The organism is Micromonospora sp. RB23 (assembly GCF_053585025.1).
In genome coordinates, this window is record NZ_CM132111.1 from 4,269,155 (window position 1) to 4,288,541 (window position 19,387).

A 19,387-nucleotide genomic window follows, 5' to 3' on the forward strand; every position below is an offset into this window, starting at 1 on the left:
ATCAGCAGCGCGTGCAGGGAGAGTCCTTGCGGACGCTCCAGGTGAAGGTGGTGCTGCCCAGGCTGCCGAATCCGTCGTCGGCGGTGACCGTGACATTGTAGGAGCCGATTTGGGTGAGCGTGCCGCTGATCCGGCCGGTCCCGGGTTCGATGGTCAGCCCGGGAGGTAGGTTGACCGCCGTCCAGGTGTACGAGTAACTGCCGCCGGTGGCCTGCATCTGCAGCCCCCCGTTGTCGCCCTTGAGCGAGCTCTGGGTGCCTGGGTTGGTGACCGTCACCGTGCTGGGATTCGGGCCGGTGGGCGGAATTTCCGGAAACGAGCAGTTCAGCGATACCTGCTGCGACGCGATCGATCTGGTGATGTACTCCGGTTCGCCCGAGCGGTACTGGACGGTGGCGGTCGCTCGACCCGAGTAGAAGCCCGAGTCGCAGAGCGTGTTCGGGGTGGTGACGCCGAGCGCGACCACGGGGATCGAGGTGCCGTCGGTCCACAGCGTCGTCCGGCCGTTCACGGTCGTGCCGGCGCCGCCGCTCGTCCCGTGGTACAGCAACTCCACCGAGAGGTCGACGCGCCGCACCGCGCCGTCGCACGTGACCGTCGCGGTGTAGTTGACGATGTTGTTGGCCGCCTTCCACGGCACGCTGTCCGGCAGGACGTACCAGCAGTAGTGGCCGTCGGGGGTCGCGGCGGCGGCCGGCGTACCGAGGCCCAGGGACGCGATGGACATGGCCGCTGCGGCCACGGTCAGCAACAGGCGGGACCCGTTGCGACGCAAGAGATTTCCCCTCATCGATGCATGCTCCCACGGGCGAGTCGGGAGCGGCAACGGCCTCGTACAGCTGACGGGAAGAGGGTCGTTCCGGTCGAAGCGCGCCTGCTCCGGTTGGACCTAGTCCAGGTAGGAGCGCGCGCCGTGCCCGGACAACACGGCGAGAACCTCCTCGGGGTCTCCCCCGGCAACCGCCTCGAACAACCGCTCGTGCCGGTGGACCCCGTCCAGGGGCTGCGCCATCTCCGCCTCACGCCGCAGGTTGATCGCCATGTAGAGCTGCAACTTCACCAGGATCGAGCCGTACACGGCGGACAGTTGGCGGTTGCCGGCGAGCCCGACGAGCGCGACGTGGAACGCCCGGTGCGCCTCGGCGACCCGCATCCGGTCGCCGACCCGGGTCGCCTCCCGCATCGCGTCCAGCGTCCCCCGCAACCCCGCCAGATCACTCTCCCGAGCGACGGGGATCCCCGCCCGCACGGCGAAGCGTTCGAGGACGTCACGCAGCTCGTACAGCTCCCGCACGTCCCGGTCGGAGAGGGTGGCCACCCGGACACCCCGCCGGGGCACGTGCTCGACCAGCCCCTGCTGGGCCAGCAACCGCAGCGCCTCCCGCAGCGGCGCACGGCTGATGCCGAGCCGACGGGTGAGCTGCTCCTCGACGAGGCGCTCCCCCGGATCGCTCCTGCCGCTGAGAATCTCCCGGGTCAACCGGGAGACGGCGAGGTCCACCAGACTGACGCTCTCCAGCTCACCGTCCATCGTCGGTGCGGCCATGTCGTTCACCCCGCCGAGTCTGCCACCTGTCGCCGGGAGAGCGGCGTGGGCGCGTCCCCGCGGCCCGGCGACCGAGCCGGCCGCACCGCGCTGCCCACGAGCGTGCCGCCCGCCGCGCGAGCGCGACGGGCGGCACGGTTGACCCGTGACGTCAGGAGATGACCACGTCGCGGTAGTAGTGGCGCAGGATCGCCTGGTAGCCGCTGCCCGAGTTGGCCAGATCACGCGAGCCGTACTGCGACATCCAGTCCCCGTCGACCCAGCCACCGCACGCGGTGGTGGTCGCGCAGTAGTGCGCCCGCAGGATGTTGCCGCTCCGGGTCATCCGGGTCGACCAGGTCCGGTCCACCGCCGCCGACGTCGACGTCTGGGCCGACGACGGCCGGTAGACCTGGTCGCCCGTGTCGTCCCGCACGTCGTAGCACTGGCCGCCGGAGGTCTTCCGGGTCGAGTGCAGCGCCCAGTACCAGGCGTAGCTCTTCACGGCCATGGCACCGGCGTCCAGCGAGGCGGCCGGCCAACTCGTGATCCACTCGTTCGGGAGGACGTTCTTGACGTACGTCTTGAAGTCGACCCGGTCGACGCGCCCGAGACCGACCCGGTAGACGAGGATGGTGCTCGGCAACTTGCTGTTGGTGCCGTCGGTGCTACAACCCGTCGGTCCGCTCAGCAGCTCGTGCGAGGCGTTGTTGTTCTTCAGCGTGGTGTTGAGGTTGCCAGTCGCGCCGGCCGCGAAGTCCTGGTGTGAACCGGCGAAGTTGCTGTTGAAGTAGACCCGCACGGTCTTGCCGGTCCGGTTCCACACCGACGCCGCGTTGTTCTTCACGCACAGGCCCTTGCCGGCGCCGGCGCTCTTGAAGTCGTAGCAGGTCGGTTGGGTCGTGCCGTAGTCGTCCAGCGAGTCGGTGAAGTCGGAGACCGAGCCGGCCTGGTTGCTGTTGTAGTAGTAGCAGAACTCGCCGCTGTCGCAGGTTCCGTCCCGTTCGGCCGCCGCTGCCGGCGAGGCGACACTGAGGATGGAGGTGGACATGGCGAGGACGGCGCCGACGACGGCGAGCCCCTTGCGAATATTCACGGCGTCCTACTTCTCGTTGTAGCCCTGGGAGTTCCAGAACGCGGTCGGGTCGGCGTTGTCCAGGACGGGGTCGTTGACGCTGACCGACGCGTGGGTCTGCCGGCCGGCCCGTACCTCGACGTGGGTGTGCGCGCCGGAACTGGACGACACCCCGTGCCACGACTCGTCGGCGATGATCTCGCCCTTGCTGATGGCGTCGCCCACGCTCACCCCGGACCTCGGCGCGGTGTGCAGGTAGATCACCGTCTTGTTGAGCGAGGAGTTGTAGACCGAGATCGTGGACAGGCCGCCGCTGCCGGTGCTGCCCTGCGCGACGTAGGTGACCGTTCCGGAGACCAGGGCGTGTACGTCCGAACCGACGCTGCGGGCGATGTCGATGCCCTCGTGGCGGCCGGGCGTCGTGGTGTACCCGTCGAAGCCGCACGTGACCGACCCGCCGCTGGCCTGGTACAGGGCGTACGACAGGTTCGTGCGCGCCGACGGCGAGAACTGGTGCGAGGCGTTGTTGTTCTTCAGCGTGGCGTTGAGGTTGGCCTTCGCACCGGCGGCGAAGTCCTGGTAGGAACCGGCGTAGCCGCTGTTGTAGTAGACACGTACCGTCTTGGTGCTGCGGTTCCAGACCGACGCAGCCTCGTTCTTGATGCACAGGCCCTTGCCCGCGCCGGCGCCCTTGAAGTCGTAGCACGAGGGCTGCTCGGTGCCGTAGTCGTCGAGCGAACCGGTGAAGTCCGAGAGCGATCCCGCGTTGTCGCTGTTGTAGTAGTAGCAGAACTCGCCGCTGTCGCAGACCCCGTCTCGGGCCGCCGCCGATGCGGGCGATGCGACGCTGACGATCGAGGTGGTCGCGGCCAGCGCGACGCCGACGGCGGCGAGGCTCTTGCGGATGTTCATGGTGTCCTTTCGGGAACGGTGAGGGGGGTGCGGGTCACTGCCCGCGCTGGTACTGCTCCCAGGTCTGGATCGGGACCTGGGGGCCGTCGTCCGGGCCACGGTTGGCCAGTCCGTTCATGCCGAGGTGGTAGTCACCGGTCTGGTGCTGCGCCTGGCTGGACAGGTCCGTGTCGCTGATCGCCGCAGCGTGGATGTGCCACGGCCAGTCGCCCTGACTCGGGTTACGGACCCAGGCGGCGAAGCCGACCCGGCGAAGCGCCCGGACGACCGCGGTGCGACGGGTCGCGGTCATGCCGGCGACCGCGATGTCCACCACACCCCCGCCGTCGTGCGTGCCGGCCGAGGTCGGGTCACCCCCGGGGTTGTACGAGCCCTGCTCGAGCACCAGGGTCTGGCCCAGCAGACGCTGCGCCTCGGCCAGCATCGCCTGGGTTCGGGCGTTGACGACGTACCCGTCGCGCGGGACCTTCGCGCCCGGCCCGATCGTGTGGGCGACGGTGTAGCGGTTCTGCCCGAGCTTCGTCAGCGACGTCGTGCCGGGCAGCCCGTTCGCGGCCAGCCCGGTGTAGCCGAGTGAGCGTTGGTACGCCGCGTACGCCGAGACGGTCACCGTGCCGAAGTAGCCGTCGACCCACTGCGCGTTCAGCAGGCCCTGCGCCTGCAACGCCTGCTCCACGGCGAGCACGGAGTTCTTCGCACCCGGAGTCAGCGTGTTGTCGGCCCGGCGGGGGTCGATCTGAGCGGCCAGGACGGTGGCCTCCATGTCCACGATCGGCAACGCGGCCGCGGTGGCGGTCCGCTGCGCTGTGGCACCGGATGCCACCGCGTGGCCCGGGACGCCGACGGCCACGCAGAGCGCGGCGAGTCCGGCGATTAACCAGGGACGGCGCAAGGTGGGTCCTCCTCGTAGCTGGTGAGTCGTTCTCGGTTCGACATCACCCTGCGAGAAGTGCCCCGCTGTTCGGTACCCCCGGTGGACTGTCAGATCCGTCAGACCGTCACCGACCTCGATGAATGCGGTGTTGTCAGCTTGGCTCGAAGCCCGGATCTGACATCGCGACCTGACCTCAGGCGGTCACGGTGACCATGAAGTACACCGGCCGCCGGGTCGGGAAGTACTCCCGCCCGGCCTCGTCGACCATCTTCCAACTGACCCAGCACTTGCCAGGGCGGCTCGGCGCGGTGACCCGGACACGGATCATCACCTGTTCGCCGGGTGGCGTGTCACCGATCGGCACCCGATCCGGTGTCCGGCAGCCGGAACCGTCGGCGGCGGGGTCCATCCGCGCCAGGTACCGGTTGTGCCAGTCGACCTCTCCCACGTTCGCGAGAGCCCACACCTTGTCGAACTGGGCGTTCACCTTGACCTGGGTGCCGTCGGGAATGGTGACGTCGGCGACGAACCTGCTCGAGTCCCCGGGAATCAGGGAGTCCGAGAACGCCGTCGCGGACGGTGACGCGGTCGGTGACGGTGACGCCGTCGGCGGGCGGGAGCCGTCCGCGCCCGACCGGCCACGGACGATCACGCCCAGGACGGCGACCACCGCCACCACCAGCACCACCGCGGCGGTGTTGAGCCACCGCAGACCGCGCCGCCGCGTCAGCACGACGCGTTCCTCGGCCCGCGGATACTCCATGACCTGCACCATGCCCTGCTCCTTCGGCGCGGACGCGGCGACGGCCGGCGCGAGGTCACCGTCTCCGCTCGGCCGGGCGGGCGTCCCCGGGCGCTGCGCCTCCTCCCATCGGCGCCGCCACAGGGCCTCGTCCGCCCCGCAGGCCCGGACGAACTCCCGCGTGGTCTCCCACGAGGGGAACCGGGTCCCGGCGGCGGCCTCGTGCAGGGTCGTGTGCGAGATCCGCCCTGATCGCCCCGCCATCTTCCGGAACGAGGGGTCTCCGGCGGCGCTGCGCAGTGTCCGCAACTGCTCGGCGAACCGTTCGGCGGGCCGTCCGTCCTGACTCGACTCGTCGGCGGCACGCTGGTCCCTCATCAGTCCCCCAGGTCAGACGACTTTGTCAGACGTTGTCAGAGCGTGTCAGAGGCTACCGAACGAGCTGCGGCGAGTATCAATGTGGTGCATCGACGACACGGGAATCAACGGCCCCGCCCACACCGGGACGAACCCGGCGGCCAGGACTCAGTTGTGCGGGATCGGTCGGTAGACGAGTTCCTGGGTCCTACCGTCGAGCGTGCGGCTCTCGACCAGCTCCAGGTCGAAGTCGGCCGCGCCGTGAAAGATCGGTTCGGTTCCGGTCTGACCGGTGATCACCGGGAACAGCGTCACCTGCACGAGGTCGACCAGACCGGCGGCCATCAGTGCCCGGTTCATCGACAGGCTGCCGTGCGAGCGCAGGGGCACCTCGGACTCCTCCTTGAGCCGGGCGACCACGTCGACCGCGTCGCCGCGTACGACGGTGGCGTCCGGCCAGTCGAGCGGGCCCGCAAGGGTGTTCGACACGACCGTCGCCGGCAGGCTCCTCATCCGGGTGACCCAGGCGTCGCGGATTCCGGACTCCTCGGTGCTGTCGGCCAGCAGCTGTCGGAACAACTCGAACGTGCGGGCGCCGAAGACCATGCGGTGCTCCCCGTCGTAGCGGGCGAGGCGACGATCCAGCAGCTCGGGGCCCTGCTTGCCCCAGTAGCCACCCCAGTTGCCGGTGGTGCTGCCGAAGCCGTCGAGGCTGGTGAAGACGTCGAAGGTGTAGGTGGCGGTCACGCTGGTCTCCTCGTGTGGGTGAGTTCGCTGCGACGCGCCTCGAGGAAGGCGCGCTCGGTCTCGTTGCCGACCAGTGCGATGGCCTCGTCGTAGGCGGCGCGGGCCTGCGTGTCGCGCCCGAGCCGGGCCAGCAGCTCGGCCCGGGTGGCGGGCAGCCGGTGGTAGCCGGGCAGGTCGACCGTCTCCAGCGCGGCGAGGGCCGCCTCCGGGCCGTGTGCCTCGGCCACCGCGACCGCGCGGTTGAGCGCCACGACGGGGTTCGGCGTGAGCGCGAGGAGCTGGTCGTACAGCGCCAGAACCTGCCGCCAGTCGGTGGCCGCGCCATCGGTGTGCACCGCGTTGATCGCGGCCTGGATCTGGTACGGGCCGGGCTGGTTGCGCCGCAGACACCGCCGGACCAGATCGTGCCCCTCGGCGACGAGCGCGGCGTTCCACAGCGACCGGTCCTGGTCGGCCAGGAGCACCAGCTCGCCGGCCGGGCCGAGCCGGGCCGGGCGACGCGCCTCGATCAGCAGCAGCAGGGCGAGCAGGCCCAGGACCTCGGGTTCGTCCGGCATCAACGCGGCCAGCTCGCGGGCGAGCCGGATCGCCTCGGCGCAGAGGTCCGTCCTGATCAGCGGGCCTGCCGTGGAGACGTAGCCCTCGTTGAACATCAGGTAGAGCACGGTGAGCACGGGCGGCAGACGATCCGGCAGCTCGTGCTCGGCGGGTACCCGGTAGGGGATGGCGGCATCCCGGATCTTCTTCTTCGCGCGCACGATCCGCTGCGCGATGGTCGTCTCGCGGACCAGGTAGGCACGGGCGATCTCCGGGACCTCGAGGCCACCGAGCAGGCGCAGCGTGAGGGCCGTCCGCGCCTCGACGGCGAGCGCCGGGTGGCAGCAGGTGAAGATGAGTCGTAGCTGGTCGTCCTTCACGGGTCCCACCTCCTGGGGCGCGTCCTGTTGCTGAAGCAGAAGGGCCTGGGCGTGCCGGGCCTCGCGGGACGACTCCCGACGGAGCCGGTCGATGGCCCGGTTGCGAGCGGTGGTCACGATCCAGGCGCCCGGGTTGGGCGGCAGCGTGTCCCACTTCTGCACGGCCGTGGTGAAGGCGTCCTGGACCGCCTCCTCGGCGAGGTTGATGTCGCCGAGGAGGCGGGCCAGGGTGGCGACGCAGCGGCCGTACTCCGCGCGGTAGATGCTCGCCAGGTCCATGTCGGTCGACCGGCTCCGGGTCAGGCCTGGGACAGGTCGTCGAAGGGGCGTACCTCGATCGGGCCGCAGGCGGCCGCGCACTTCTCGGCCCACACGAGCGCCTGGTCCAGGTCCGCGCACTTGAGCACCCAGAATCCGGCGAGGTGCTCCTTCGTCTCGGCGAAGGGCCCGTCGCTCATGGTGGTGGCCCCGTTCTCGATCCGGACGACGGTGGCGCTCTCCGGTGACACGAGCCCGCCGCCGAAGACCCAGACCCCGGCGGCCTGCATCTCGTCGTTGATGCGGCCGGTCTCGGCGAACATGATCTCCAACTCCTCGTCGGACATGGCGGCTGCGCCCTCGACGACGTGCACGGACAACAGGTACTGCTTCATGACGGTCCTCCGGTGGTGTGACGGTCCGATGGTGACAGGTCAGCCGGCCAGGCGGCGGGCGACGGCCGGGACGACGATCGCGGCGGCGACCAGGTGGGTGAGCATCAGCAGCGCTCTGGTGGCCGTGTCGGCGTCGGCGATGACGTCCGGCACCAGCGACAGCACCGTCAGCGCCACCGTCGTACGGACGAACGCCCGCCGCGGTCGCCGCGCGAACCGGGACAGCAGCGCCGCGAGGACGACGCCGATCAGCGAGAAGACGGTGGTCAGCACACCGAATCCGGCCACCGGTATCGGAGCGCCGCTCACGTCGAGGCTGACGCCCGCCGCTCGGCCGGAGGCGGCGACGATCATGGTCGCGGCGCTCGCGGTGATCGTGGCGACGACACCGGTGCGGATGAGCGCGCCAAGGGTCGACGTGGTCGAGCGGGTGGTGGGTGCCGTCGTGGTCATCGAGCCCTCCAGCGGGTGGGTGGCCCGGCTCGGTGCCGGGCTCTCACCAGGGCTACGAACGGATCCGGCCCCGATCGACAGCCACGTCCAGATCTTTTCGCCCAGTCATCCGGGGTGGTCGGTGGACTCGCCGTCCTCACCGCGAATGGGCAGGTAGTAGGCGGGCAGGAAGGCCGCGATGATGACGACGCCCGCGATCGGCAGGAACGCGCCGACGAGGATGCCGGAGCCGATCCAGGCCAGCGCGAGCGCGAACCGGCGGCCAACGGCCCGGACGCCGCGAGGGCCGAGGTCGGGATCCAGGAGTCGGGCCCGCCGGAGATGGGCCCAGATGACGTTGAACAGGGCCGCCGCCACCCACAGTGTGGTGCCGTAGACGACCACCGCTGTCCGCAGCCCCTGCTCCGCGCGGAGCGCCTCGGCGAGCAGCGACGTCGAGAACGGTAGGAACGCGATGACCATCAGGAGCAACGTGTTGAGGAACAGGACCTGACGGTCGACGTGCCGGACGCGGTCGAACATGACGTGGTGGTTGACCCACACCTGACCGACCAGGAGGAAGCTCAGCGCGTAGGCGAGGTACGACGGCCACAACGCGCCGAGGCCCCGCAGGAGGTTTCCGAAGTCCTTCGGCGGTTGGATCTCCAGCACGAGGAGCGTGACGGCGATGGCGAAGACGGCGTCGCTGAAGGCAACCAGCCGGCCCGGCTGACGCGTGAGCCGGGGGACGCCAGTCCTGGAGGGCATGCCATCAGTATTAATAAAAACTTAAGGGTACGAGGGCAAAAAATTGTTATCCGGGGCCGGCTCGACGGCCACCAGGACACTTGTCCACGACCCTCCTTAATTCTTTTTCCGCACGTTGCCGCAGGTCCCGGACGTGCACATACTTCATCCGACAGAGCGTTATCGTCGACTCGAAGGAAAACACTGGTAATGCGGACTCCTCCCCCCGCGCACGTCGCACCGCCGGACCGGGCGCGCAAGCGCCGCCGCCTCGCTCGCATCACGCTCGCCTCGGGCGTAGCCGCCGCCCTGGTTGGCAGTGGCATCTACATCGCCGGCGCCCAGGCCGAAGAGGTCGCCGTGCCGGGCCGGGTCCAGGCGGAGTCCTTCGCGGCGCAGTCGGGCGCGCAGACCGAGAACACCGGCGACGCCGACGGCGGCAAAAACGTCGGCTGGCTCGGCAATGGCGACTGGCTGCGGTACGACGGCGTGTCCATCACCGACGCCGACCTGAAGGCCCGGGTCGCCGCCAACAACACCGACGGCGGCGCCGTCGAGCTGCGCCTCGGCACGCAGACCGGCACCCTGCTGGCCAGCTTCCCGATCGCCCACACCGGCGACTGGCAGAAGTGGACGACGGTGACCGCCACGGCGTCCAGCGTGCCGACCGGCCCACAGACCGTCTTCGCCGTCATGAAGAGCGCCTCCCGGTCGGACTTCGTGAACCTGAACTGGTTCACGTTCGGCTCCGCGACGGGTGCCACGCCGGGCGCGCCGAGTTCCAGTCCGGCCGCGCCGACGACCCCGGGCGCCACCCCGACCACCCCCGGCGCCACGCCCACCACGCCGAGCACCGCGCCCGTGGCCGGTTGGGTGCCGGTCGACCAGGCCCGGTGGGACCGGGAACTGGCCGCCTTCAACGCGATCACGCCGAAGCCGGTGACGCCGGGGACGACCCGCGTTCCCGAGTTCCACACGGACTGCGAGCTGGCCAACTCGGCGCCGGACGACCCGATCGTCGTTCCCGGCCTGCCGGGCGCGTCGCACATGCACACCTTCTTCGGCCCGAAGATCGACGCGTTCACCACGACCGACACGTTGCTCTCCTCGACCACCACCTGCAACGCACCCGGTGACCTGAGCGCCTACTGGACCCCGGAGCTGCGCAAGGACGGCAAGCCCGTACCGATGAAGAGCTTCCGGGTCTACTACGGCTCGCGGGTCAAGGACCCGTCCACCGTCAAGCCCTTCCCCCCGGGCCTGCGGATGGTCGAGGGCGACGCCAAGAAGCAGGTGGACACCCCGAAGAACGCCGGCAGCAACCAGTTCTGGTGCGCCGGCAGCGCCGAGACCGGCCGCAGCTCCGACGGCAACTGGCCGGTCTGCGCCTCCGGCGGCAACCTCATCTTCCAGCTCGTCTTCAAGGACTGCTGGGACGGCAAGAACATCGACTCGCCCGACCACAAGTCACACATGGGCGACCCGGTCAACGGCGTCTGCACCGGCAAGTACCCGGTGGCGGTGCCGAACCTGTCCTTCATGGTCAACTACCAGTCGCTGGGTGGGAACGGTCTGAGCCTGTCCTCCGGCAAGCCGTCCTCGATGCACGGTGACTTCATGAACGCCTGGGAGCCGGCCCGCCTCGGACCCCTGGTGAAGTCCTGCCTGAACCAGAAGGCCAAGTGCGGCACCGAGGTGACCTTCGCCGGCGGCTGACCCCACCCGTACCCGACGGACGGCCCCACGCGCAGGCGTGGGGCCGTCCGTCGGTAGCGGACACCCGACATCGCAACGTGCAGTAGCCGACTGTGACCATGCAATCACCAAAAGCACACTCCTCCCCGACACGTCCCTGTCGAGTGGAGGAACACATGCGTCTCCGAACGTTCGTCACCGCCGCGGTGGCCGCCGTCCTGGCCGCCAGCGCGCTCGCACCACCGGCGCCGGCCGCCGCCGCCACCGCCGACCGCTGGGGCTTCGCGTACGTCAAGGACCCCACCGTGGCGGTCTGGACCGTGCTGGACACCAGCCGGCAGTGGGGTAGCTGGAAGACGGCGTTCCCGGCCGCCTGGGCCGACGGCGTCAAGCTCGCGCCCGGCCGGTTCCAGGTCCGGTTCCCGCAGGTGGGCGCCAGCTCGCGGGGCGTGCCGCACGTGACCCCGGTGAACCGGACCGGGCACTACTGCGAGGTGGTCCGCTGGTTCCAGTCCGGCGCCGACGAGATCGTCGACGTGCAGTGCCACCGGCCCGGCGGCACGCGCGAGGACACCCCGTTCACCGTGCTCTGGACGACCAGCTCCGGCGTGCTGCCGGCCGGCACCTCCCACGCGTACGTGCAGTGGACCAGCGGTCTGGTGGTGCAGTCGTACAACTCGACGGGCGTGGTGAACGCGGCCGGCCCCGTGGGCGTCGGGCAGTATCTGGTGCGGCTGCCCGGTGTCGGGCTGGCCGGAGTGCTCGCCGGCGACGTGCAGGTCACCGCCGTGCAGCCGAACGCCGGACCGCGCCGGTGCAAGGTCAACTCTTGGGGCGCGGTCGGGACCGAGGTGCAGGTCTACGTCTTCTGCTACGACCAGGCCGGGGCCGCCGTCAACACCGACTTCGTGCTCTCGTACCACCGTCGGCGGCCGGTGATCGGCTCCCTCGGTCCGCCGTCGTACTTCGGTTACCTGGGTACCGCCGTCGGCGGGCCCACCAACGACAACTCGGTGCTCGGCGTCGGCGCGAACACCGTGGCGGCGATCGCGCCCGCCGGCCGCTACCTGGCGACCTTCCCGCAGATCGGTCTCAAGGAGACGCACGCCCAGGTGGTCGCGCAGGGTGGTGGCAGCAACTACTGCCACCTCACCCAACCGTGGACGTACACCACCAACGCCGACGTCGACGTGATCTGCTTCGACAACGCCGGCGTCATCACCCCCCACCGCTTCCTGGCCACCTTCACCTCCCGCCTCTGAGCGCACACGGCCGGTCCCGCCCGGACCCGATCTGGTGATCGGGTCCGGGCGGGACCGGGTGCCGCGGTGGTCAGCCGAAGCAGTTGGGTACGGGTGGTGCGCTCGGCGCGCAGTTGGTGGGTCGGTTGCCGCTGATGACCGTCTTGTCGTCCACGGTGACCTGGCCACCGTCGTTGAAGACCCCACCCGGCGCCACGACGGAGACGTTCTCCGTGACCTTGGCCTGCGTGAAGGTGAGGGTGCGGTTGTTGTAGATCCCGCCGCCCCGCGAGCTGGCGCCGAAGGCCTTGTTGCGGCTGACAAGGGTGCGCCGCAGGACGACCACGCCCCCGCCGTTGTAGACGCCGCCGCCGTCGACGAGCGCGTCGATGATCCCCGGGCTCGCCACACGAGCGCGACGCGTCGGACAGCCGTCGGTCCCGGCGGTGCGGGCAGTCCGCTCTCGAGCAGCGGCGGGAGGATCAGAGCCGGCGGAGCCGCTCGCGGAGCCAGCCTCGGTCGGGGTTCACCACGGCCTGAGCGTCGAACACGACGGTGGGCACCGTCTCGTTGCCGCCGGTGATCGCCCGAACGGCCGCGGCACCCTCCGGGTCGCGCCAGATGTCGACCCAGTGGGCCTGCCGAGCGAGCCGGCCAAGCGAGAAGCGGAGCTGGAGGCAGTAGCGGCAGCCGGGGCGCCAGTACACGATCGGCAGCCCGTCCGCCGCGCTGGCCCGCTGGGCTTCGGCGGCCCCCGTCGAGCGGGGAAAAGCCAGCGGCGACACCCCGAACGCCACCGCCAGGAAGATCAGAAACTCGACAACGCCGGCCACTGGTAACCCGGCGGCCAGTTGCGACGCCAGGACCACCACGCCGAAGGTCGCCGTCAACACCGTCAGGGCCCACCGCCGCACCACGCTGGGAACACTACCGTCGACGGGAGGCTGCGCCCGCGCTGCCCCGGTGGAGACCGACCCGGCATCGGGCGTTGCCCGGCACACGTCGCGCGCACGCGCGGGACACGCCCGGCCGCTGACCGTGCGCATCACCGGATGCGAATACGTAAGCGCATCGCTACTATGGGTCAGTCTCGAGGCAAGGGGGTAGTGCCCGCGTGCGAAGTCCCGTCAACGGAACCGCGCCGACGTCCGCGCCGGGTCGACCCGCGCCGGTCGTGGCCGACCGCCTGCGCAGGCTCGCCCGGCGTCTGGCGCTGATCGCGGTGGCCGTCGGAGGAGGCTTCCTCCTGGCCCTTGCGTTCCAGGGGCCGGCCAGCGCCGACGGCACGCGCGGCAGTTCCGGCGACGAGCTCCATCGGCAGCTCGGCGCCCTGGTGGAGCCGGTCCGCCAGGTCGCCACCATCGAGCGCTCCGACCGTGATCCAGGGTCCGACGTGCGCGCCGGCGACCACCGCCATGGTGGACGCCATGCTCCGCTGACCGGCGTGGTGGCCGGTGTCGTCGGCGCACGCGACGTACCGTCCCCGACCGCGTCCCGCCGCCCGACGGACACCGCGCGCATGTCCGTGCCGCCGTCCCGGGCGAGCGCACCCGTCCGGTCCGACGCCGCGCGCCACGAACGGCTGCGCACCTCGACCACGGCCCGCGCGACTCATCGTCCCGCCCACCGCGCCCGCCCACCTCGATCGGCGGCAGATTCCGCACGGCAACCGGCCACCGCCGGGCCCGATCACCGAGAGCTGCCCGGGGCCCTCGTCCCGCCCGCCGTGGCGGATCTGCTCACCCCGGTCCTGCGGCCCGCCGTCGGCGTCGTACGCGCACTGCCGATCGCCCCTGTCGTCATGGCGCTCCTGCGCGTCGTCGACGCCGTCCTGCCACCCGCCCTCGACGTGGTCGTACCCGCGCCGCGCGCACCCTTCGCTCCCCCGGCGCCCGAACCGGCCGCCGCACCCCCCGGCCCGGCGGCAGCGCCGGCCCCGCCAGCGCCGCCGGGTCCGGCCCTGCCGCCCGTACGCGCCGCGGCGACACCGTGCCCGGCCGCACCGCCGCCGACACCCGTGGCCGCGCACCTGCCCTCCACGGCCCCACCGGGCCACCTCGCCGCGCGCCCGGCACCGCCGGCCGTAGCGGCCTACTCTCCGGGTCAGCCCGTCACCCCGGCCGACCAGGACGCCGCCGGCGCCGACGGGGGCGTCACGCCCACGCCGGGTCTGGTCCGGCCCGCTCACCGGCAGTCACACCCCGGCATCGCCGCGCCCTGTCACCTCGTGCCGCTCTTCGTCGAGACCCGAACTCCGTCTGCGATCGCCCGCCCGGGCTGAGGCCGGCCGCCGACCCGGGCTGCTCGCCCGCACGGTCGGTCCCTGCCCGCTGGCCTGGTCAATGGAGCCCGCCCGCGCGCCCTGACGGCGTCGTGGGCCCATGGCCGCCCGACTTTTCGCGTACGACGATCGCGCTCGACCCGTGGAGACGCCGGGCTCGCTGACCGTCGTGACGTGCACCCGAGATCGGAGAAGCACGGTGATCCACGTTGTTGTCGCCGAGGACATGGGTCTGCTGCGCGGAGCGCTCTGCGCCGCGCTCTCCCGTGAGGAGGACATGGAGGTGGTCGCCGACGTCGATGGCGCCGGCGAACTGTTGACGGCGGTCCGCCGGTGCAGGCCCCAGGTGGTGGTGCTGGCGCTGACACCGGAGCTGCCCGACCCCGTGGAGCTGGTCGCCCGGATCAGCGCCGAGGTGCCGCACGCCGCCGTGTTGGCGATGAGCCCCCGGTGGAGCCCGGCGCTGGTGGAGGCGGCGCTGGCGGCCGGCGCGCGCGGTCTGGTCGGCAAGGACAGTCCCCTCGTGGAGCTGGTGCGGTCGATCCGCGCGCTCGCCGCCGGAGAGCGGGCGATCGACCCGGCCGCCGCCGTGGCGGCGCTCAGTCCCCCGGAGATGCCGTTGACGCCTCGGGAGTTGGACGTGCTGCGGATGGCTGCCGAGGGTCTGCCGCTCAAGGAGATCGCCGGTCGCCTCTTCCTCGCCCACGGGACGGTGCGTAACCACCTGTCGGCGATCCTGCGCAAGATCGGGGCCCGCAACCGGTTGGAGGCGGTGTGGCACGCCCGGCGCAACGGCTGGCTGTAGCCATCGGGGCGGGTCCCTGCGGACCCGCCCCGTCGCCGTGCGGCGCGAACGGATGCGTGTTTGAATATTGACGTTGAGTGATCGTTATCCACGCGCGGGAAGGTTCGTCGTGATCCGTACCCTGCTCGCTCTGGACGGGGCTCTGGTGCTGGGCGCACTGTCGTTCGTCCTCGCCGCCGAGGAGGACATCCGAGTCGTGGCGGAAGTGGATCGCGGCGACGCGATCCACGCGGCCGTCCGTACCCAACGCCCGGACGTGGTGGTGGCCGACCTCGACCTCGTCGAGCAGGAGGTGCCCGAACGCCTGGGTCTCTGCCCCGTCCTGATGCTGGTCCACCCGCACCGGGCCCGCCGGCTGCGGGGGCTGCTCAGTCCGTCCCGGACGTTCGGCATCCTGCGCAACGACGCCGCTCCCCAGCGGGTCGTCGACGGCATCCGCCGGCTGGCCCGCCGGGAGCCCGTCCTCGACGCGGACCTCGTCGTCGCGGCCCTGCACTCGGACAACCCGCTGAACGAGCGTGAACGTGAGGTGTTGACGCTGACGGCCGCGGGGGCGCCGGTCGCCGAGGTGGCGGTGTCGCTCGGGCTCAGCCGTGGCACGGTCCGCAACCACCTCGCTCGGATCGCCCACAAGGTGGGTGCCCGCACCCGGGTGGAGGCGGTGCGGCTGGCGGGCGAGGCGGGCTGGATCTGATCGGAGGCGGTCAGCCCCGCCGCGTCGCCGGGAACGGCGTCGTCGGCTGCTCCCAGCAGCCGACGAGCGCCCGGTAGGTGGCCGATCGGGTCAGCAACTGCTCGTGCGTGCCCAGCACGGGCGCGTCGCCGTCGAGCACCAGCACCCGAGAGGCCCGCAGGGCGGAACTGATCCGGTGGGCGATCACGACGAGGCTGCCGGCCCGCCCGGCGAAGGCGGCCTCGACCGTCGCCTCCAACGCCGGGTCGAGGTGGCAGGTCGCCTCATCGAGGATCGCCAGTGCAGCGGGCGCGAGCCAGGCCCGGACCGCCGCGACGAGCTGCCGCTCACCGGCGGAGAGCAGGGCCGGTACGACCGGAGCGTCCAGGCCCCCCAGGCGGGTCGCCAGGGGGCGCGCGCCGAGCGCCTGGAGGGCGACCTCCAGGGTGTCGTCGTCGGCGTCGGGCCGCAGGTAGCGCAGGTTGTCGGCGAGCGTCCCGGTGAAGACGTACGCCTGCTGGGGAAGCAGCACCCGCATCCGGGCCAGACCGCCCGGCGCGGCGTCGGCGACCGGAGCGCCGGCCAGGTGCACCGTGCCCTCCTGGGGTGGCACGAGACCGGCCAGCAGGGCAGCCAGCGTGGACTTGCCCGCGCCGCTGGGTCCCACCACGGCCAGGTGATCGCCGTCGGCGAGCGTCAGCGAGAAATCCCGCAGGATCGGCGCGGCGCTCGGGCCGTACCGGAAGGTCAGTCCCCGGACCTCGGCGGCCGGTGCGCCCCCGACCGGCCTGGTCGACGGGCGCGGGCCAGGGGTCTCCCCCGCGGACGGCGGCAGGTCCGGATAGACGCGCAGGATGTTCTCCAGGGTGACCGCGTAGCGCAGCCCGCCGCCGCCGAGGCCCTGCACGAGCGTGTGCAGGGCCGGTTGCAGCCCGGTGGACACGTAGATCAGCGCCCCGAGGATCGCGCCCGCCGTCATCCCACGGTCGACCAGCCACGGGGCGGCGACGAGCAGGATCACCAACGGCGACCAGCCGCCGATACCGAGGCTGAGGCTGCGGATCACCGCCATCCGCGCGAGGGTGCGCTCGGCGGCGGCCTGCGCCGACACCCGGCGTTCCACCTCGGACGTCACGCGCGCCTGGGCGCCGGAGGCCAGCACGTCCCGGTGACCGGCCAGCGCCGTCGCCGCCGACTGGCCCAGCAGCTCACCGGCACGGACGTACGCCCGCTGGTGCGCGACCATGGCCGGCAGCGCGGCGAGGAACACGACCAGGCCGGCGACCAGCGGCGCGGCGGCCAGCGCCGCCGCCACCGGCGCGAGCGCGAGGAGGCCGAGCAGGGCCGCGCCGGCGGAGAAGAGGAACCCACGCGTCACCATCAGCAGACCGGCGAAGGTGTCCCGGACGATTTCCATCTGGTGGGTCAGCCGGGCCATCGCCGCGCTGTCCGGACGACCACCGGCACGGGTGGCGCCGCGCAACGCGCCCCGCACCACCTGGGTAGCCACCTCGTCGCGGAACGGCTCGACCACCGCGCCGAGGCTCCGGTACGTCCGGCCGGTCGCCGCCGCGCCGACCAGCACGGCCACGGCGAGACCCCCCAACCACGCCAGGCCGTCGACCAGGCGTCCGGCCAGAAAACCGTCGTCGACGGCACGGGCGACCAGCAGGCCGGCGAGCAGCGCGGGCAGCGCCTCGACGAGCGACCACCCGCAGAGCCGCGCGAGATCCCCCCGGCGGGCCCGCAGTGCCCGCCAGGTCACCTGGCGCACGGTCAGCGGGGTCATGATCCACCGCCGGCCGGCTCGAACACGGCCCGGTAGTCCGGGTCGGACCAGAGTCGCCGGTGCGGCGCCAGACCGCGCAGCCGACCGCCGTCCAGCCAGGCGACGAGATCGGCGCTCGCGGCCGCCGCCGTCCGGTGGGTGATGACGAGTCGGGTCCGCTCGCCGGAGCGTCCGATGACCGCCTCGGAGATGCGGTGTTCGGTCGCGGTGTCCAGGCTGGACGTGGCGTCGTCCAGGATGAGCAGCCGCTCGGCGGCGAACGCCCGGGCCAGGCCGAGGCGCTGGGTCTCACCACCGGAGAGCGGCGTGTCCACCAGCGGGGTGCGGTAACCCCCGGGCAGCCGGTCGATCACGTCGTCGACCGCCGCCAGGCGGGCCGCCCGCAGCACCGCGGGTGTGGCCGGGCGTCCGTCGGCCGGCGGCGTCGCGGCGGCACCCGGCAGCGCCAGGCCGATCGCGTCGTGGACGGTCGCGCCGATCAGCACCGGCTGGTCGAAGGCGTAGCCGACGGCTCGGCGCAGCGCCGACGCGTCGAGGTCACGCAGCGGTACGCCATCGAGGCGCACCTCACCGTGGTCGGGGTCGTGCAGCCGTCCCGCCACCGCCGCGAGGGTCGACTTGCCGGCGCCGGACGCGCCGACGACGGCCACGGTCGCGCCGGCCGGTACGTCCAGGTCGATGCCGTCCAGGACCGGGCGGCCGTCGTCGCCGTACACGTGCACGTCACGAAGTCGCAGCGCGCCGCCGCCGGGCGGAAGGGGCCGGTCGCCGCTGGTCGCGACGGGCTGTCGCAACGGTTCGGCGACGCGGTGCGCCCCGGCGCGGCTGCGTACCAGGTGATTGAGCGTGGCGAGGACCGCACCGAGGCCGGCGCCCATGGCCGCGTACCGGACGGCGGCGACCAGTTCACCGGGCGTGAGCCAGCCGGCCGTCAGGGCGTACCCGCCGACCGCGATGACGCTCAGGTGCAGCAGCGGCGCGACGGCCGAGGTACGCGCGCTGGCCCGGGCGAGCAGGTTCCACGTGCGTCGGCCGTGCCGGCCCAGCTCCGGCAGGGCCGCCAGCACGCGGGCCTCCTCGCGGTGGACCGTGGCGGCGGCGGCGATGGTCCGGGCGCCGGTCAGCGACTCCAGCAGTCGGCCGGCGATGACGCCGAGGACCCGCTGGTAGCCGGCGGTCGCGGCGGAGGCGTCGGCCACGAAGGCACGCATGAGGACGGCGAGCAGACCGAGGCCGGCGAGCAGGGTGATCCCCAGGACCGGCTCCAGGAGGGCGAGCGCGACGACGCTGCCGAGTGGGGGCAGCACCGCCACGGCGGTCAGCACCACGGCGTTGCCGGCCTGTCCCGCGTCGGCGGCCTGGCCGACCAGCCGGCCGACGAGATCTCCCACCGGATACCGGCGGGCGGTACGGACGTCCAGCGCGAACAGGTGGCGCAGCAGGTGGCGGCGCAACCCGGCGGTGGCGCGTGCCGCGCCGAATCCGCTGGCCAGGTCCGTCAGGGCATCGACGCAGACGAGGGCGACCACCAGGCCGCAGGCGGCCACCGCCCACCAGATCGAGCCGCCGCTGAGGGCGGCGTCGACGGCGCGGCCCAGGGCTGCGGGAAGCAACAGTTCGGCGGCCGCGCCCAGTAGCGCGACCGCCGCGAGGCCGGCCGTCCAGCCTCCGCCGGCCAGGACCGTCCGCCGCAGCAGCCGGTCCCCCGCGTCGAACGTCGACATCGGTCCTCCCGGTGCTACGCGGTCGCCCTGGGTGGGCACGTCTGCCCACCCAGGGCGATCACGTTGTTGCGACGGATCAGTTGCAGGTCGTGACGGAGAGCGAGCTGTCGCCGCAGAGCAGCAGGCTCGCCCGGCTACCGCCACCCGTGCGGTCGGCCGGAGCCATCTCCAGGCCCTGGAGGTCCAGAAGCGCCATGT

At 72.0% G+C, this 19,387-nt stretch carries 21 protein-coding genes; 5 read left to right on the top strand and 16 right to left on the bottom strand.

Annotated features, from left to right (window positions below):
• Position 1: 1 nt before the first annotated feature.
• The 11 genes from ACTFTM_RS19630 to ACTFTM_RS19680 all read right to left on the bottom strand — a co-directional run bounded on the left by ACTFTM_RS19630 (position 2) and on the right by ACTFTM_RS19680 (position 9,002).
• The gene (locus ACTFTM_RS19630; protein ID WP_449561934.1) at positions 2-790 is read right to left on the bottom strand and encodes an Ig domain-containing protein; all 789 of its coding nucleotides are present in this window, start codon (positions 788-790) and stop codon (positions 2-4) included.
• A 99-nt stretch (positions 791-889) separates the two neighbouring features.
• Complete coding sequence (locus ACTFTM_RS19635) at positions 890-1,546, bottom strand: GntR family transcriptional regulator (RefSeq protein ID WP_449561935.1); 657 nt, start codon at positions 1,544-1,546, stop codon at positions 890-892.
• Positions 1,547-1,697: 151 nt separating this feature from the next.
• On the bottom strand, positions 1,698-2,621 hold the full coding sequence (locus ACTFTM_RS19640) for a peptidase inhibitor family I36 protein (protein ID WP_449561936.1): 924 nt from the start codon (positions 2,619-2,621) through the stop codon (positions 1,698-1,700).
• Positions 2,622-2,627: 6 nt separating this feature from the next.
• On the bottom strand, positions 2,628-3,512 hold the full coding sequence (locus ACTFTM_RS19645) for a peptidase inhibitor family I36 protein (RefSeq protein ID WP_449561937.1): 885 nt from the start codon (positions 3,510-3,512) through the stop codon (positions 2,628-2,630).
• A gap of 34 nt (positions 3,513-3,546) precedes the next feature.
• Positions 3,547-4,404, bottom strand: a complete 858-nt coding sequence (locus tag ACTFTM_RS19650) for a peptidoglycan-binding domain-containing protein (RefSeq protein WP_449561938.1) — start codon at positions 4,402-4,404, stop codon at positions 3,547-3,549.
• Positions 4,405-4,579: 175 nt separating this feature from the next.
• Complete coding sequence (locus ACTFTM_RS19655) at positions 4,580-5,506, bottom strand: NBR1-Ig-like domain-containing protein (RefSeq protein WP_449561939.1); 927 nt, start codon at positions 5,504-5,506, stop codon at positions 4,580-4,582.
• A gap of 147 nt (positions 5,507-5,653) precedes the next feature.
• Complete coding sequence (locus ACTFTM_RS19660) at positions 5,654-6,232, bottom strand: dihydrofolate reductase family protein (RefSeq protein WP_449561940.1); 579 nt, start codon at positions 6,230-6,232, stop codon at positions 5,654-5,656.
• Positions 6,229-7,428 carry an RNA polymerase sigma factor gene (locus tag ACTFTM_RS19665; RefSeq protein WP_449561941.1) on the bottom strand — a complete coding sequence of 400 codons (1,200 nt, stop codon included), beginning with the start codon at positions 7,426-7,428 and terminating at the stop codon, positions 6,229-6,231. Before ACTFTM_RS19665 ends, ACTFTM_RS19660 begins: the two co-directional genes overlap by 4 nt.
• Before the next feature lie 20 nt (positions 7,429-7,448).
• The gene (locus tag ACTFTM_RS19670) at positions 7,449-7,802 is read right to left on the bottom strand and encodes a YciI family protein (protein WP_449561942.1); all 354 of its coding nucleotides are present in this window, start codon (positions 7,800-7,802) and stop codon (positions 7,449-7,451) included.
• A gap of 39 nt (positions 7,803-7,841) precedes the next feature.
• Complete coding sequence (locus ACTFTM_RS19675) at positions 7,842-8,255, bottom strand: DUF6069 family protein (RefSeq protein WP_449561943.1); 414 nt, start codon at positions 8,253-8,255, stop codon at positions 7,842-7,844.
• A gap of 105 nt (positions 8,256-8,360) precedes the next feature.
• Positions 8,361-9,002, bottom strand: coding sequence for a TMEM175 family protein (locus ACTFTM_RS19680; RefSeq protein ID WP_449561944.1), 642 nt, complete (start codon positions 9,000-9,002; stop codon positions 8,361-8,363).
• 189 nt (positions 9,003-9,191) lie between these two features.
• Here ACTFTM_RS19680 and ACTFTM_RS19685 point away from each other — a divergent pair, with 189 nt between their 5' ends.
• Both ACTFTM_RS19685 and ACTFTM_RS19690 read left to right on the top strand, forming a co-directional pair.
• Entirely contained in the window at positions 9,192-10,697 is a 1,506-nt protein-coding gene (locus ACTFTM_RS19685; protein ID WP_449561945.1) for a DUF1996 domain-containing protein, read from the top strand.
• A 155-nt stretch (positions 10,698-10,852) separates the two neighbouring features.
• Complete coding sequence (locus ACTFTM_RS19690) at positions 10,853-11,938, top strand: hypothetical protein (RefSeq protein WP_449561946.1); 1,086 nt, start codon at positions 10,853-10,855, stop codon at positions 11,936-11,938.
• A gap of 70 nt (positions 11,939-12,008) precedes the next feature.
• Here ACTFTM_RS19690 and ACTFTM_RS19695 read toward each other — a convergent pair whose 3' ends face one another.
• A complete protein-coding gene (locus ACTFTM_RS19695; protein WP_449561947.1) occupies positions 12,009-12,326 on the bottom strand; it encodes a hypothetical protein in 318 nt (105 codons plus the stop codon).
• A gap of 73 nt (positions 12,327-12,399) precedes the next feature.
• Positions 12,400-12,834, bottom strand: coding sequence for a glutaredoxin domain-containing protein (locus tag ACTFTM_RS19700; RefSeq protein ID WP_449561948.1), 435 nt, complete (start codon positions 12,832-12,834; stop codon positions 12,400-12,402).
• Between the two features lie 197 nt (positions 12,835-13,031).
• Here ACTFTM_RS19700 and ACTFTM_RS19705 point away from each other — a divergent pair, with 197 nt between their 5' ends.
• The 3 genes from ACTFTM_RS19705 to ACTFTM_RS19715 all read left to right on the top strand — a co-directional run bounded on the left by ACTFTM_RS19705 (position 13,032) and on the right by ACTFTM_RS19715 (position 15,697).
• The gene (locus ACTFTM_RS19705) at positions 13,032-14,198 is read left to right on the top strand and encodes a hypothetical protein (RefSeq protein ID WP_449561949.1); all 1,167 of its coding nucleotides are present in this window, start codon (positions 13,032-13,034) and stop codon (positions 14,196-14,198) included.
• A 199-nt stretch (positions 14,199-14,397) separates the two neighbouring features.
• Positions 14,398-15,003, top strand: coding sequence for a response regulator transcription factor (locus ACTFTM_RS19710; RefSeq protein WP_449561950.1), 606 nt, complete (start codon positions 14,398-14,400; stop codon positions 15,001-15,003).
• A 109-nt stretch (positions 15,004-15,112) separates the two neighbouring features.
• Positions 15,113-15,697 (top strand): response regulator transcription factor, encoded by a 585-nt coding sequence (locus tag ACTFTM_RS19715; protein ID WP_449561951.1) that lies wholly within the window; start codon positions 15,113-15,115, stop codon positions 15,695-15,697.
• Between the two features lie 10 nt (positions 15,698-15,707).
• On the opposite strand, the gene ACTFTM_RS19720 is transcribed toward ACTFTM_RS19715, so the two are convergent.
• From ACTFTM_RS19720 to ACTFTM_RS19730, 3 genes are all read right to left on the bottom strand, one after another.
• Positions 15,708-17,465, bottom strand: coding sequence for an ATP-binding cassette domain-containing protein (locus ACTFTM_RS19720; RefSeq protein WP_449561952.1), 1,758 nt, complete (start codon positions 17,463-17,465; stop codon positions 15,708-15,710).
• Positions 17,462-19,189, bottom strand: a complete 1,728-nt coding sequence (locus tag ACTFTM_RS19725) for an ABC transporter ATP-binding protein (protein ID WP_449561953.1) — start codon at positions 19,187-19,189, stop codon at positions 17,462-17,464. The genes ACTFTM_RS19720 and ACTFTM_RS19725 overlap by 4 nt, the downstream gene beginning before the upstream one ends.
• Before the next feature lie 76 nt (positions 19,190-19,265).
• On the bottom strand, positions 19,266-19,385 hold the full coding sequence (locus ACTFTM_RS19730) for a SapB/AmfS family lanthipeptide (protein ID WP_013734295.1): 120 nt from the start codon (positions 19,383-19,385) through the stop codon (positions 19,266-19,268).
• Positions 19,386-19,387: the final 2 nt, after the last annotated feature.

Excerpts from the sequence above, each read along its gene's own strand:
- ACTFTM_RS19635 (WP_449561935.1), bottom strand. The coding sequence starts at position 1,546 with ATGGCCGCACCGACGATGGACGGTGAGCTGGAGAGCGTCAGTCTGGTG.
- ACTFTM_RS19730 (WP_013734295.1), bottom strand. The coding sequence starts at position 19,385 with ATGGCGCTTCTGGACCTCCAGGGCCTGGAGATGGCTCCGGCCGACCGC.
- ACTFTM_RS19690 (WP_449561946.1), top strand. The coding sequence starts at position 10,853 with ATGCGTCTCCGAACGTTCGTCACCGCCGCGGTGGCCGCCGTCCTGGCC.
- ACTFTM_RS19670 (WP_449561942.1), bottom strand. The coding sequence starts at position 7,802 with ATGAAGCAGTACCTGTTGTCCGTGCACGTCGTCGAGGGCGCAGCCGCC.
- ACTFTM_RS19680 (WP_449561944.1), bottom strand. The coding sequence starts at position 9,002 with ATGCCCTCCAGGACTGGCGTCCCCCGGCTCACGCGTCAGCCGGGCCGG.
- ACTFTM_RS19665 (WP_449561941.1), bottom strand. The coding sequence starts at position 7,428 with ATGGACCTGGCGAGCATCTACCGCGCGGAGTACGGCCGCTGCGTCGCC.
- ACTFTM_RS19720 (WP_449561952.1), bottom strand. The coding sequence starts at position 17,465 with ATGACCCCGCTGACCGTGCGCCAGGTGACCTGGCGGGCACTGCGGGCC.
- ACTFTM_RS19725 (WP_449561953.1), bottom strand. The coding sequence starts at position 19,189 with ATGTCGACGTTCGACGCGGGGGACCGGCTGCTGCGGCGGACGGTCCTG.
- ACTFTM_RS19630 (WP_449561934.1), bottom strand. The coding sequence starts at position 790 with ATGAGGGGAAATCTCTTGCGTCGCAACGGGTCCCGCCTGTTGCTGACC.
- ACTFTM_RS19655 (WP_449561939.1), bottom strand. The coding sequence starts at position 5,506 with ATGAGGGACCAGCGTGCCGCCGACGAGTCGAGTCAGGACGGACGGCCC.
- ACTFTM_RS19685 (WP_449561945.1), top strand. The coding sequence starts at position 9,192 with ATGCGGACTCCTCCCCCCGCGCACGTCGCACCGCCGGACCGGGCGCGC.
- ACTFTM_RS19675 (WP_449561943.1), bottom strand. The coding sequence starts at position 8,255 with ATGACCACGACGGCACCCACCACCCGCTCGACCACGTCGACCCTTGGC.
- ACTFTM_RS19645 (WP_449561937.1), bottom strand. The coding sequence starts at position 3,512 with ATGAACATCCGCAAGAGCCTCGCCGCCGTCGGCGTCGCGCTGGCCGCG.